The sequence below is a fragment of the Gluconobacter sp. Gdi genome (genome assembly GCF_014132155.1).
Taxonomy (GTDB): domain Bacteria; phylum Pseudomonadota; class Alphaproteobacteria; order Acetobacterales; family Acetobacteraceae; genus Gluconobacter.
On the sequence record NZ_BLJQ01000009.1, the window covers coordinates 19,009 to 32,045 of the forward strand.

Below are 13,037 nucleotides of genomic sequence, written 5' to 3' on the forward strand. Positions count from 1 at the left end.
GTATTTTCAGAAGGTTGGTCCGTCTTGACCGGTTCTGCTCCTCAGGATCTTCTCCTCCGACTTCAAAAGTCCAGTTTTCGGGCACGGTTTCATCTGGATGAACAGGCACGCCTTTATCTGGAAAATCGTGGGCTGGATGCTGTCATGGAACATGGCACAGCCTTCATCCGGGATCGTCTGGCACCTGCATGGCCGGCGCAGGACGGAAAGCAGACGCCGATGCGAGGGCATCCGGTCTTCATCGCACAGCATGCAACGGGCTCATGCTGCCGGGGATGTCTGGCGAAGTGGCATGGAATTCCCGCAGGGAAGCCTCTGTCTCGTAACGATCAAGACGCCATTCTAGCTGTCCTGCGCGCATGGATCCTGAAAGATATGGGGACGGATGTTCCCCACAAACCTGCTCAGGGCGTGCTGTTTTGAATCTTTTTCCCTCGTGGCAGAAAACGCTCTGCCAACAGGATGACAACAATCGCAAAAGCGCCCATTTCGATTTGTGAACGGGTCTCAGCCTGAATCATCATGGCAATGATCGCCAGACCAATCAGCGCAAGCGCCACATAGGCCCCAAATGCTTTCTGAGGCATCAGCTTCAACCGTCCCAGAACCAGCAGGGCGTTGTTGAAAAGCATGAACCCGCCTGTGAGGCTGACAAGAACAGCAAAAATAACGCCCGGCGACAGAACAGCTGTCACCGCCACAAGAATGGCACTTCCGACACTGGCGAGAAGCGCGCGACGGGGAAGCTGCGTTTTAGGCTCAACCGCCAGAAAGACTGCAGGAGCATCTCCCTGTTCAGCCAGTTCGAACAGAATGCGCGAGGTGACGTAAATCCCGGAGTTCAGGCTGGAAAGCGCCGCTACGAGAATGACAATGCCCATTGCCAACCCGGCGAAAGGCACATGAAACCGGTTCAGAACCAACAAAAATGGTGACTGTCCAGGTACGATGTCACTCCAGGGCACAAGGCACAGAATCATCGAGATGGTAACAAGGTAAAAGCCACCAATGCGAAGAGGAATGGTCCGTGTTGCGCGGGCAATGTTCACTTCCGTGTTGTCGGACTCAACTGCGGCCACCGTCGCAATTTCACTCCCACCCATCGAGAAAAGCACTGTTGGAATAACGGCGAGAAGCGCCATTAAGCCGTGAGGCATAATACCGCCATGCGCAAACAGGTTTTCCTGCACGGGGATGGAATGCGCCCCGAACGCCCAGATACCAATTCCGATGAAAAGCACGATGGCAGCCACTTTGATGGCTGAAAACCAGTACTCGAACTCACCGTACCCTTTGACAGACAACAGATTGATGGCGGTCATCACGCCCAGAATAAGGAGTTCCAGAACGGCATAGGGAACAGGGATATAGGGCGCGAGCATGGATGTTACGGCGATGGCTTCAACGCCAATGACCGTCACCCAGGTCAGCCAGTAGGTCCAGCCTGCGACAAAACCGAAGCGATCCCCAAGAGCATGGCGGATCTGTCCGAGAAAGGACGCACGCCCTGGTGTCTGTGAAGCAAGGTCTCGCATCATGCCGTTTACAAGCCAGACCAGAAGTCCCGCCAGAACGTATGACACGATGACGGCTGGTCCACCCATCGACAGGGCAGCCGAGCAGCCGATGAAAAACCCAGCACCAATCACCCCGCCCAAGGCAATCATGACAACATGTCTCGTCCGGAGACTTTGGGCGAGCTGATCTGTCTGGGTCATGAAGTGTCCTTGTCCGTGGTCTGTGTCAGACTGGAAGATCCCGGTTATCTGCCAGGGTTTCCATGGTCATGTATGAGGTGATGGCATCCAGCTCGACCTTGCTGATGATCTGCTGATAGACACGGTCGAAATCGTTCATGTCGCATGCCACGACCTTGAGAAGATAATCATACTCACCGGCAATCCGGTAAAAATCAACGATGTTTGGGATCGAAACGACCACTTTGCGGAACGTTTCAAACCATTCGTGTGAATGATGACGTGTCCTCATCAGCACAAAGACCGTCAATGTCAGGCCAAGCGCCTGAGCATTGAGACGGACGGTATCGTGGCTGATGATTCCACTTTCCCGCAGGGCGTTCAGGCGCCTCCAGCAGGCATTCTGGGAAAGGCCAACCTGTTCAGCCAGTTCACGCTGGGACGGCGTCCCCTGCTTCTGGAGAATGCGAAGGATGGCACGGTCCGTTTGATCGATGATTCTGCTCATAATGATGTAAATGACAACAAAAAACCGGTTTTCGTCTACAAGAAAGAGACAGTTTCCTATCCGCCATTGAGATATTTTCCTCTGACGAGATCAGGTTAAGAGGACAGGGCATCATGGAAACGATCGGCAGTCTCGACAACAGTGCAACAGCGCTGGAGCAATTTGAGAAAATGCTCCGTGCAGGTGGCCGCGACGCCCTCCGCAAGGGCGTCCTTGGAGACGGCACGAAGTTCATGAGCCCCTTTGGTGTTCAGTCGCTTCTTTATGCAGATTATGTCGCTTCAGGCCGCGCGCTTGTTCAGGTCGAAACATTCGTCATGAACGAAGTTCTTCCCTACTATGCCAACAGCCACACTGAAGCGTCTTTGTGTGGGGCGTACATGACGCGAATGCGGAATGCCGCCCGTGACGCAATTGCTCGGCTTTGCCATGCCCCAAAGGATCGTTTCACGACCATTTTCATGGGCAACGGCGCAACAGCAGGCCTGAACCGTCTCGTACATCTGCTGGAAATCCCTGCCCGCTGTGCTGCTGGAAATCGTCCGATCATTTTCATTGGCCCGTATGAGCATCACTCCAACATCCTCCCCTGGCGGGAAAGTGGCGCCGAGATCATCGAGATCCCGGAAGCCGAGAATGGTGGTCCAGATCTGGCCATTCTTAAACAGGCATTAATCACCTGCGACGAAGGGCGCCTGAAAGTCGGCTCTTTCTCCGCAGCGTCGAACGTCACCGGCATCATGACGGATGTAGATGCCGTAACGGAACTTCTGAAAAAGCACGGGGCTCTGGCGATCTGGGATTATGCGGGTGCCGCTCCGTATCTTCCCATCGACATGAAGCCGGGCACGCCTTTCGAAAAAGATGCCGTGGCAGTGTCCTGTCACAAGTTTATCGGTGGCCCGGCAGCCTCAGGCGTCCTGATCGTCCGCAATGACGTAGTGACGCGGTGCGGCCCGGTTCTTCCAGGCGGAGGAACTGTGCGGTTCGTGTCCCCCTGGAACCATGACTACACCACCAGCCTTGCGGCTCTCGAAGAGAGTGGAACACCAGATGTGGTCGGAGACATCCGCGCGGCACTGGCCTTCATCGTCAAGGACGTCATCGGCCAGACTTTCATGAGCGACCGCAATGCGGAACTTCGCGCCCGCGCCGTTGCCCGTTGGAGCAAAAACCCGAATATCCGCATTCTTGGTCACGCCACAGCTGAAGCCCTGCCCATCTTCTCCTTCCAGGTCCGGGACGAAAGCACAGGTGGCTTCATCCACCAGCAGCTTTTCACGCGCATGCTGTCGGACCGCTACGGCATTCAGGTGCGTGGCGGATGCGCTTGTGCAGGACCGTATGCACATCGCCTGCTCGACATTGACGAAGCGGCCTCAGATGCAATTCGTCAGGCCATTCTATCTGGGCAGGAAATCGAGAAGCCCGGCTGGACGCGCCTGAACTTCAGCGTGCTGATGGATGATGCCAAAGTCGAACGCATTCTCGATGCTGTCGATGAGCTGGCGCTTGATCCTTATTCGGTCGCGGCCGCTTACGAATGCGATATCTCGACAGCCCGGTTCCGTCCAAAAGCTGCTGCTTAACCCAGACAGGGACGCTCTCTCGCCATCCCTTCATCTTCAAGCCAAAACGGGGCATCTTCCAGACAACAGCAGGAAGGTGCTCCATGAAGACTTTGACCGCCGCCGAAACGCGAAAACTGCTCCCCTTTCCCGCTCTCGTAGAAACACTTCGGAAAGCAGGTCAGGACTATCATGCCGGGCAGATCTCCTGTCCTGAACGCATGGTTGTGCCAACGCTTGATCGCTCCGGGACGGTCATGTCCATGGTTGCGTGCGCGCCTGATATTCTCACGACAAAACTTCTGACCCTTTATTCTGGCAACTCCGCACGCAGCCTTCCTGCTATTCAGGGGCAAGTCATGTGCATGGATGCTGTCGATGGACAGTTTCTGTTCGCATTGGACGGCGTTGCTACAACGGAGCGACGAACCGCCGCCATCTCCATGCTGGGGTTGGATTGCTTTCGCCCAGACACTCTGGAAACGGTTCTTCTCATTGGTACAGGCGTACAGGCCAAAGCTCATCTGGAAGCGCTGAATGTGCTTTATCCGGGCCTCACGGTTTACATTCGTGGCCGCTCCCGTGAGAGCGTAGCCGCGCTGACAGGAAGCGACGCATACCCTGCCCTGAGGCTTCGCAACGATGACGAAGCCTGCGACCCGGATGTGGTCGTCACCGTGACCAGCAGCCAAAGTGTTCTGTACGACGCGCCGCCAAAGTCTACGCGACTGATTATTGGTGTGGGGGCTTATCGACCGGAAATGATTGAAATTGGTCCGGCCATCGTCAACGGAAGTACCTGTATTGTGGATGATCCCGTTGGTGCACCGTCAGAGGCGGGAGACATCATTCAGGCAGGGAAAAACTGGGAAGAGGTCCAACCTCTGGCCGCTTACCTATCCGGCAAAGAAAAACCGGAAGGTCCGGTATTTTTCAAGAGTGTCGGCTGTGCTGCGTGGGATCTGGCAGCGTGTTGCCTTGCCCGGCAAACACTGGGCCTCTAGGAGGCGGCACCCCGTCCGAGAATACTGCTCAGACGGGATAAGCCATCTTTACCAGAGATAGACAAGCTTCATGTAATACGCATTCGTCTCAGGCACGTTTCTGCCATCGACAGAATGAGAATACCGACCAGTTAATGAGACGCGCTTGGAAATATTGACCATGGCGCCCACACCCAGTGCGACTTCACGCCCACTGGATTCACTGACCCAACTGTTGGCAGTGTTGTCCCGCATTCCGGCTGTGTTCTGCCAGTCGAATGCAAAGAACGGCTCAACAATCTTGCTCGCTTTCCAGCTGAAACGCAGGTTGGAATGAAAGACCGTCCCTGGCGAGTAGCTGTGCTCGCCTGTCTTGTGCTTCGTGGATGCTACAATTGCACCCAGATCGCCATCGAAGCTGAAATGCTTCCATTCATAATCGAACATGAAGCTGGACAGGTTTGACCAGTAGCTCGGGGACAACGCATCCCGTGTGCCAACTGGCGTCTGCATGAAGGTCTGGATACCGAAGGTGCTGTGAGCATTCGGCTTGAACCAGACAGCAGGGCCCACGATTGTCGGACCGAGGCCACCGTAATCCTTGCCCTGTGCCAGAACGAAGCTTTCCGACTGAATGACTTCAAACGCAAAACCGACATGCGGCAGAGCATCGAAGCTGCGGAAATGCACGTACTTCGTCATGCCTGCCCAAGTGTGGCTTCCGCCTGTGGGCTGACGCCGGCCACCACTGTCATAGGTATTGCCGGCAACGTTCCCGTCTCCGTATTGCACGAGCACGTTGAAAGGTTTGAAATCTACCGGCAGGTCGTATTCGTGCGGGCCGATGATGGCCAGTGGAATATCGGCTGCATGGACCGCAACTGCTGGCAGAAGGGATGACGCGGGCAATAGGATACTCAGGGCCCGGAGACACCCTCCGGTCCAGGTTTTGCGAGACATGACATTTATTTCCGTCGAAGAAGTAGAGCGTGGAGCGCATACCCTAAAGGACACGCTCCAGCAGTAATCCGGTCAGATCAGTGCGCGGCTGCGCCCTGCTGTCCGTCAATCGTATAAGCGATGATATAGTCACCGCTGCGGGTGCCAAGGCCCCCATGACCACCAGCGGCAATCAAAACATACTGCTTCCCGCCGATTTGATAGGACATCGGGGTTGCCTGTCCACCAGCCGGCAGACGGTCACGCCAGATGACCTTACCGGTCGAGACATCAAAGGCACGCAGGTAATCGTCAGCTGTCGCACCCATGAAGGATACGCCACCCTTGGTGATGACACTGCCACCGATGTTGTACATGCCGGTCGGAAGCGGAAGGTTGTTATGCGTCCGGAAAGGACCGGTGTCGCGCGTCGTACCAACCGGGTGCTGCCAGACAATCTTCTTTGTCACCAGATCGATAGCGGTGATCGTACCCCAGACTGGTCCCTTGCAGGGGATCTGAAGCGGGTTCAGCCACGGGCTGGTGTAAGCGATATAAGGCGTACCGTAGTCAGGAGAGACACTAAGCGCATCGCCCTTGGCTTCAGGCTTGTCACCCTTGCCATCCCACTTCGGCAGGATACCCGCGGATTCAGCGTGGTTACGCTTTTCCAAACGGATACGGAACGGCAGGTAGCTGGCGTTGGCGATCAGCAGCTTGCGCTGCGGGTCGATGGACGCACCCTGCCAGTCAACCACACCATAGAATGCCGGATAGACGATTGTCGTCTTGCCAACATGCGGCGGCGTGAACTGACCTTCATAAGCAGACTGACGGAACTGGATGCGGCAGATCATCTGATCCAGCAGCGTCGCGCCCCACATGTCGCTTTCCTTCAGGTCAGGCGGCGTCAGAGACGGCAGACCAACAGCAAACGGCTGTGTCGGAGACACGTGATCGTCTGCAGCAACACCAGCAGTCGGAACCGGACGTTCCTCAACCGGATAACCCGGAACAGGCTTGCCTGTGCGACGGTCCAAAACGAAGAACTCACCGCGCTTCGTGGTCTGGATCAGAGCCGGGACGGTTTCACCGTTCGGGCCTGGCAGATCAACCATCGACGGGCCAATGGCCAGATCCATGTCCCACAGATCGTGATGCACGGTCTGGAAAGTCCAGCGACGCTCACCGGTTTCGATGTCGAGAGCAATCGTTGCACTGGAGGTTGCGTCGTCGAACGGACGGCGTGAACCACCCCAGTTATCTGGTGGGGAGTTACCCATCGGCAGGTAAAGCAGGCCGAGGTTCTCATCTGCCGTGTAAACGCCCCATGCATTCGGGGTGTCACGCGTCAGCTCGTCGTTCGGGCCGGGCTTCCAGTTTTCCGGGTTGTGACCGGCATCCCATGCCCACTCGATCTCACCGGAAATCGGGTTGAACGCACGGATTGCACCGGACGGTTCGAAGTTCGCCTGGTTATCAAAGATCCAGCCACCAAGAACCACACGATCCTTCACCACCAGCGGCGGAGACGTCACGAAGTGGAAGCCATGCGGCACATGACCAAGATACTGGCGCAGGGAGATGAAGCCGTGCTCGCCGAAGTCTTCACAGGGCTTGCCTGTTTCAGCATCGACAGCAAGAAGACGAACGTCACCAACCGGGGAGAAGATACGCTTCTGGCAGGCCTTGGAGCCATCAGGAGCGGTATAGTCGTCCGGAGCCTTGTAATAGGAGACGCCGCGGCAGGCGAGATAAACATTGGCAGCCAGATCTTCAGCAGCAGGCTTCGGATCGAACTTCCACTTCACCTTGCCCGTTGCGGCATCAAGGGCCATGACCCAGTTATGCGGCGTGCAAAGGTAGAGCGTGTCATCAACCTTGATCGGGGTAACCTCGAGGTTAAACTCGTGGCCTTGATCCGGACCGGCCACAACACCTTCGTCAGCCTTCTGGACGTCACCCGTCTGGGTAACCCAGGCGCGCTTCAGGTTGCTGATGTTGGCAGGCGTGATCTGACCCAACGGGCTGTAACGATCACCGCCCACCGTCCGGCCATAAGCAGGCCAATCCGCAGCAGGCGTGTCCTTGCCGGTTTCGTCAACCTGGCCAGATGCAGCCATACGCTCTGCCGGAAGCGTGCCATTGATGGAATAGGACGTGAAGCAGCTTGCAACGATCGCCACAACGGCGATGGCCGCAGAACCGGCCAGTTCGCGCTTGTCCGCAGCCCAGGACGCATTGGAGCGCCAGACCCACGGCAGAAGCATCCAGCAGGCAATGCCAACCAGAGTGAACAGACGAACTTCCAGCCCCCAGATGTTGAAGCCGACTTCAACAACAGACCAGATCGTGGCAACCAGCAGCAGACCTGCATAAATACGGCCTGCCTGAGACGGGTTCTTCAGGCTGACGGCAGCCGCCGCAAGCATGACGAGACCAGCCAGCGCATAGAACCAGGACCCGCCGAGCACGAGCAGATAACCGCCCCCACCCAACAGGAACAGCCCCACAAGCGCGAGCAGGATAGAGGTTACTGGAGACAGCACCCTCTGGAGAGAAGAAGACATGACACCTCGTTTTTCAAAAATATGGAAAACCACTTTTTCTGAAATATTTTGTCTCTCTTAATCGCTTAAGGAGCAGGATATGATCCGTCCCCCATATGACTGTGCGAGGGCAGAAAACTGCTGCGCAGGTCTTTCCCTGCCGGCCGGATGGTTGTCTTGAAAAGCTTGTTTCTCATCCATGCATCCAACCCCTCGCCAAGAGCGTTACAACAGAAAGGCGAGAGCTACCGGCGGACGAAACTTTCGTTTGAAAGACACGGGCACCGGTCAGTCACGCACTCTGACAGCCTTGTTCCTTCCACAGCCCGCGCGATGCCATCCATGATCGGATCTCTTTCACCCGATTGTGACTATATCGTCGTCACCTGTCGCAGTTCTGAGACACATCTGAAAAACGAGAGACACTCATGACCGGTATTACGCCACAAGCCGGTCTGTCCGAGTCATGGATCCGGTGCTCCACCAGCTACAATCTTGACCCGGCTGAGCGGTGGGAAACGCGCCTTCTGAGCCCGCCGGAGTTGCGCTTCATCAGCAATCGTACGCGCCTTCTGATCCAGCATGCCCTGCCAGAAATGGAGCGTCTGCATACGATGGTGATGGCACTTGGCTTTACCGTGATGCTGGCGGATGCGAACGGCGTTGTTCTGTCACGTCAGACCAGCCGGGAAGATCTGACCGGCTGCCGTCGCTGGGGCTTTCAGGCCGGGGCCCTCTGGGATGAAGCCAATGCCGGGACGAACAGCATTGGAACGTGCCTGCAGGAAAAAAAGCCCGTCATGGTGCTGCAAAGCCAGCACTGGCGTCTGTGCTTCCGGGGCCTGACCGGTATTGCCGCGCCGCTTTACAATGCCAGTGGAAAGCTGGCGGGCGTCCTTAACATCTGCTCTTTCGCGGGGAACGATATCCTGCCGTTTGCAGGCCTGCTGATGGAGACAATGACGACCACGGCACGCAAAATCGAAGAAAGACTGTTCCGGGAATTCTTCCCAAACGAGACGATCATTACGCTCGGGCTGGCGACGGCAAGTTCAACGCCACTGGTCGCGTTGAACGCCGATGGGCATGTGCAGGGTGCCACCCATGCAAGCCGGGAGCGTATGCACTGGCCAGAAGGCGAACTGGAGCATCTTCCTGCCCTGATGAACTTCCTGGATTCAGAGGATGAACTGAGTTTCCGCAAAGCCGAAGTCCACGTCATACGTTCGGCTCTTGCCACGACACAGGGCAATGTCAGCGCAGCGGCTCGCGCACTTGGCATCAGTCGCTCCACACTTCATCGCAAGATCAAGATGCTGAACCTGACGCCCTGAACAGCAGGTTCAGCCAGCAAAGGTTTCTTCGTACTCAGCAGGCTTGAAGCCCACGCGCACGATCTTACCCGCACGTTCCAGAACAGGCCGTTTGATCATGGACGGTTGTGCCAGCATCAGAGCCACAGCTTTATCCTGTGTCAGATTGTCCTTCTGCTCCGGTGCCAGTTTGCGAAACGTCGTCCCAGCCTTGTTCAGCAACACATCCCAGCCCACCTGACGAACCCAGCCTTCCAGCACAGCATCTGAGATCCCGTCCTTCTTGTAATCATGGAACGCATAATCGATCCCATGATCGTCCAACCAGAGCCGGGCTTTCTTCATGGTGTCACAAGCCTTGATGCCATACAGCACGACTGAAACGGTCATTCTGGTTATTCCTTTTCCACAGCAATTCGGACTGAATTCTCTAGCCAGTCCCGATAGGAGCTGCCAGCACAGAATGCAGGCAGCCAGAGCACTTTTATCGCTCTGACAGACCCTGTATTTTACCCACACATCTTTCGGTCGAAGGGCAGACCATGCAACGCAGGACAATCCTGACGAAAAGCACAGCAGTTCTTGTTGGCCTCATGTGTTCTTCCATGGTCAGGGCCCAGGATCTGAAACCTTATCTGCGCGCCAGACCGTTAATCTGTGCGCATCGCGGTTGGACCAGCCCTGCAGGAACGGAAAACAGCCTTACCCAGATGCGCCAGACCCATCAGGCCGGTCCATTCATGATGGAAATTGATCTCGCCAAAACGGCTGACGGCACCATCATGCTAATGCATGATCGAGAGGTGGATCGTGTCACGACGGGGCACGGCCTCTTCAGCGCCCTGACCGATGCAAGGATCGCGACGCTACGACTCAGGAATGGGCATGGGACACCCCGCGACCCTGTTCCTACCTACGACAAGGTGCTGCAATGGGCCGCTGCAACACCCGATGCCCTTCTCATGCTCGATATCAAAGATGTCTCGCCTCATGATGCCTTACAACCCGTTCAGCAAAGAGGTCTGTCAGAGCGGATTGTGGTGCTGACATTCAAAAAACAGCAGGCCCGGGAAGCCTTTGCTGCTGACCCCAAGGCGCTCATTTCCGTCCTCGTCACACAACCGCAGGATCTGGAAGCATATGCCGGAATGGCCGCTGGCAGACAGTTTGCAGCGTATATCCCACAAAATTCTCCACCATCTCTTTTCCAAGCCGCCCACGCAAAGGGCGCCGTTATCATCACGGATCTGCTCGGCCCAACCGCAATAATGGATGCCGTTTCACCGAGTGAAGGCGCACACCGGGCGCATTTTCTGCCGATTGATATTCTGGTGACCAACACGCCACTGAAACTTCGGGCAGCGCTCGCACACCAGCTCTGACATCTCAGACAGTCTGCGCTGTTGTCTCCTCCGCCAGAATGGCCAGCATCTGGTCGATGATGCGACCACTGGTTCGGGATGCCAGTCGCCCGAAGCCCAGGTCCCAGACGCGACAGGCCTGCCCGACAGATGGCCCCCGGCAGGAGGCATGAAGACTGGTGACACCTGTGTCGCGCAGAAGATCGCGCGCGTTCCCGACACGCACACCACTTCCCGCCATGATTTCGATACGCCCGGCGGCATGATGCACAATATTCTTCAGAACAGAATGTCCCTTGGGGGCGCTAATTGCCTGCCCGGACGTCAGTATTCTTTCAAAGCCCAACTCAACCGCCTGATCCACGGCCATGAGCGGGTTAGGCGTGAGGTCGAAGACGCGATGAAGCGTGCGCCCCATTGAACCGGCGGCCTCAGACAGACGCTTCAGGGTCGCGATATCAAGCGTATGATCGTCCAGAGACGCGCCGAGAACCACACCGGCTAGTCCTGCGGCACGGGCGGCATCAATGTCCGCCAGCATCTGATCAATTTCCGCTTCGGCAAACACAAAACCGCCCTCTCGCGGGCGGATCATGGCGTAAACTGGGACCGTCGATTTTGCAGCAAGGTGCATCAGCCCTGCCGAAGGGGTCAGGCCGCCCAGCGCCAGAGCGGAACATAGTTCAATTCGTGAGACGCCGGGCCGCTGGGCTGTCTGCAACCCAACGGCATCTTCAACACAGATTTCAAGCGTCGGCATAAACGTTCCTTTCCCAGACGGCAGAACGCACAGGCCGACAGAACTCAGTTGTTCCAGCGAATTCCTGGCAATGCCTTCTCCACTTCGGAAACGGGCTTGATCGTTGCACAGTTTCCTTTCGGATGATGGCCTTTCAGCAGCGCCAGCGCAAACGGAACAGAATCAGCCGCAGAGCCGTTCACTGCCCCGTTGTGAGTCAGACCGGAATAGGTCTTCCAGGTTACGTTCGTACCTGCGTCACACATGGCCGCCACAGCGTTATACTGTTGGGCCACACCAGCTTCATTATCGGCAAGGCCTGTACCCACGAAAACCGGCATCGTCATGTGCGCATCCGGGATGGTGAATGCGTCTTGAAAGTCAGCTTCAAGCCTGGATGTATCACCTGCGTACGCATTGTCTTCGGTGATGTCATGCGCCTCCGTGTACCGGAACAGATCGCCAAGGCAGGTCTGACGGGCCTGATGAGACAGGTCCTTGCCCTTATCCGTCATGTTCGCACGGACATCCACCTCAGGATGCAGGCTCTTCCGGGATCCCTCAATCGTCAGGATACCAAAAGCAGCAGCCATGTGGGGTGGTTCGACATTCAGGCGTGGAAGCGGCTCATGCTTGGGATGATCCGGCAGCTTGAATTGCGTTACGACGCCTGTTGCAACCGTTCCAAGGACATGCAGATCCGGTGCATATTTCGGTGAAAGCCACGCCGTACCCAATGCCGCGCCACCACCCTGCGACTGACCAACAAGAATGATACGGTTCTGAAGCGTGCCCTTGTACTGAGCCAGAGCGGCCCGCAATCCGTTCAGAACGCTGTAACCTTCCGGGCGATACATCAGATACGGATGCGGCCCCGGCGTTCCCAGTCCTTGATAATCACTGGCCACAACGGCAAAGCCCGCCTTCAGCCAATGGTCCAGATAGGCACGATCCCGGGAGAGATATCCCCGCCAGGATGGGGCGCAGATGTCTGCAATCCCTGTTGTGCCGTGTTCCCATGCCACAACAGGCCAGCCACCTTTAGGGGGCGTACCCTTGGGAAAGATGATCTGACCGGAAACCGTGACGGGATCAGGAGCATTCACCCCACTGATGGACGTGTAAAGCGTCCGTACGGCCTGGCCTGCATTCTCCGGCAGCGGACGATCGGTAATAGGCTGAGTGCGGATCATCTGACCCACCGTTGCCGGCACCTGAGCGGGCGGTGTGTAAAAATCGCTGACCCCACCATCACCTAGAGCACGATCCACCTCTGCCACACCTGCAGGCTTTGCAGTCTGGGCAGGTTCGGCACAGGCCGCGAGAGACAGGAGTGTGGCAGCGCTGAGGGCAGCGCGGAAAGAAAGCTTCATTGTGGTC

General features: G+C 56.7%; 12 protein-coding genes. 5 read left to right on the plus strand and 7 right to left on the minus strand.

Annotated features, from left to right (window positions below; genetic code table 11):
• The first annotated feature begins 24 nt into the window (after window positions 1–24).
• A complete protein-coding gene (locus tag JN414_RS13130; RefSeq protein WP_202208337.1) occupies window positions 25–423 on the plus strand; it encodes a DUF4186 domain-containing protein in 399 nt (132 codons plus the stop codon).
• Here JN414_RS13130 and JN414_RS13135 read toward each other — a convergent pair.
• Entirely contained in the window at window positions 405–1,718 is a 1,314-nt protein-coding gene (locus tag JN414_RS13135) for an amino acid permease (protein WP_202208338.1), read from the minus strand. The genes JN414_RS13130 and JN414_RS13135 overlap by 19 nt on opposite strands.
• A gap of 25 nt (window positions 1,719–1,743) precedes the next feature.
• Window positions 1,744–2,205, minus strand: a complete 462-nt coding sequence (locus JN414_RS13140; RefSeq protein ID WP_046900845.1) for an Lrp/AsnC family transcriptional regulator — start codon at window positions 2,203–2,205, stop codon at window positions 1,744–1,746.
• Between the two features lie 113 nt (window positions 2,206–2,318).
• Between JN414_RS13140 and JN414_RS13145 the strand changes: the two genes are divergently transcribed.
• Window positions 2,319–3,794, plus strand: a complete 1,476-nt coding sequence (locus JN414_RS13145; RefSeq protein WP_202208339.1) for an aminotransferase class V-fold PLP-dependent enzyme — start codon at window positions 2,319–2,321, stop codon at window positions 3,792–3,794.
• A gap of 83 nt (window positions 3,795–3,877) precedes the next feature.
• The gene (locus tag JN414_RS13150; RefSeq protein ID WP_202208340.1) at window positions 3,878–4,777 is read left to right on the plus strand and encodes a delta(1)-pyrroline-2-carboxylate reductase family protein; all 900 of its coding nucleotides are present in this window, start codon (window positions 3,878–3,880) and stop codon (window positions 4,775–4,777) included.
• A 48-nt stretch (window positions 4,778–4,825) separates the two neighbouring features.
• On the opposite strand, the gene JN414_RS13155 is transcribed toward JN414_RS13150, so the two are convergent.
• Together JN414_RS13155 and JN414_RS13160 are read right to left on the minus strand one after the other, a co-directional pair.
• On the minus strand, window positions 4,826–5,716 hold the full coding sequence (locus tag JN414_RS13155) for a transporter (protein WP_202208341.1): 891 nt from the start codon (window positions 5,714–5,716) through the stop codon (window positions 4,826–4,828).
• 77 nt (window positions 5,717–5,793) lie between these two features.
• Window positions 5,794–8,265, minus strand: coding sequence for a membrane-bound PQQ-dependent dehydrogenase, glucose/quinate/shikimate family (locus JN414_RS13160; RefSeq protein WP_202208342.1), 2,472 nt, complete (start codon window positions 8,263–8,265; stop codon window positions 5,794–5,796).
• 407 nt (window positions 8,266–8,672) lie between these two features.
• Here JN414_RS13160 and JN414_RS13165 point away from each other — a divergent pair, with 407 nt between their 5' ends.
• The gene (locus JN414_RS13165; protein WP_202208343.1) at window positions 8,673–9,578 is read left to right on the plus strand and encodes a helix-turn-helix domain-containing protein; all 906 of its coding nucleotides are present in this window, start codon (window positions 8,673–8,675) and stop codon (window positions 9,576–9,578) included.
• A 9-nt stretch (window positions 9,579–9,587) separates the two neighbouring features.
• On the opposite strand, the gene JN414_RS13170 is transcribed toward JN414_RS13165, so the two are convergent.
• Window positions 9,588–9,947, minus strand: a complete 360-nt coding sequence (locus JN414_RS13170) for an ArsC family reductase (protein ID WP_202208344.1) — start codon at window positions 9,945–9,947, stop codon at window positions 9,588–9,590.
• A gap of 152 nt (window positions 9,948–10,099) precedes the next feature.
• On the opposite strand from JN414_RS13170, the gene JN414_RS13175 reads away from it, so the two are divergent.
• Window positions 10,100–10,939, plus strand: coding sequence for a glycerophosphodiester phosphodiesterase family protein (locus tag JN414_RS13175; protein WP_202208346.1), 840 nt, complete (start codon window positions 10,100–10,102; stop codon window positions 10,937–10,939).
• Between the two features lie 4 nt (window positions 10,940–10,943).
• Here JN414_RS13175 and JN414_RS13180 read toward each other — a convergent pair whose 3' ends face one another.
• Both JN414_RS13180 and JN414_RS13185 read right to left on the minus strand, forming a co-directional pair.
• Complete coding sequence (locus JN414_RS13180) at window positions 10,944–11,678, minus strand: copper homeostasis protein CutC (RefSeq protein ID WP_202208347.1); 735 nt, start codon at window positions 11,676–11,678, stop codon at window positions 10,944–10,946.
• Window positions 11,679–11,722: 44 nt separating this feature from the next.
• Window positions 11,723–13,030 (minus strand): lipase family protein, encoded by a 1,308-nt coding sequence (locus JN414_RS13185; protein WP_202208348.1) that lies wholly within the window; start codon window positions 13,028–13,030, stop codon window positions 11,723–11,725.
• Window positions 13,031–13,037 lie beyond the last annotated feature (7 nt).

Bases quoted from the DNA above. Each gene is read 5' to 3' on its own strand.
- JN414_RS13135 (WP_202208338.1), bottom strand. From the start codon at position 1,718: ATGACCCAGACAGATCAGCTCGCCCAAAGTCTCCGGACGAGACATGTT.
- JN414_RS13140 (WP_046900845.1), bottom strand. From the start codon at position 2,205: ATGAGCAGAATCATCGATCAAACGGACCGTGCCATCCTTCGCATTCTC.
- JN414_RS13145 (WP_202208339.1), top strand. From the start codon at position 2,319: ATGGAAACGATCGGCAGTCTCGACAACAGTGCAACAGCGCTGGAGCAA.
- JN414_RS13150 (WP_202208340.1), top strand. From the start codon at position 3,878: ATGAAGACTTTGACCGCCGCCGAAACGCGAAAACTGCTCCCCTTTCCC.
- JN414_RS13155 (WP_202208341.1), bottom strand. From the start codon at position 5,716: ATGTCTCGCAAAACCTGGACCGGAGGGTGTCTCCGGGCCCTGAGTATC.
- JN414_RS13160 (WP_202208342.1), bottom strand. From the start codon at position 8,265: ATGTCTTCTTCTCTCCAGAGGGTGCTGTCTCCAGTAACCTCTATCCTG.
- JN414_RS13165 (WP_202208343.1), top strand. From the start codon at position 8,673: ATGACCGGTATTACGCCACAAGCCGGTCTGTCCGAGTCATGGATCCGG.
- JN414_RS13170 (WP_202208344.1), bottom strand. From the start codon at position 9,947: ATGACCGTTTCAGTCGTGCTGTATGGCATCAAGGCTTGTGACACCATG.
- JN414_RS13175 (WP_202208346.1), top strand. From the start codon at position 10,100: ATGCAACGCAGGACAATCCTGACGAAAAGCACAGCAGTTCTTGTTGGC.
- JN414_RS13180 (WP_202208347.1), bottom strand. From the start codon at position 11,678: ATGCCGACGCTTGAAATCTGTGTTGAAGATGCCGTTGGGTTGCAGACA.
- JN414_RS13185 (WP_202208348.1), bottom strand. From the start codon at position 13,030: ATGAAGCTTTCTTTCCGCGCTGCCCTCAGCGCTGCCACACTCCTGTCT.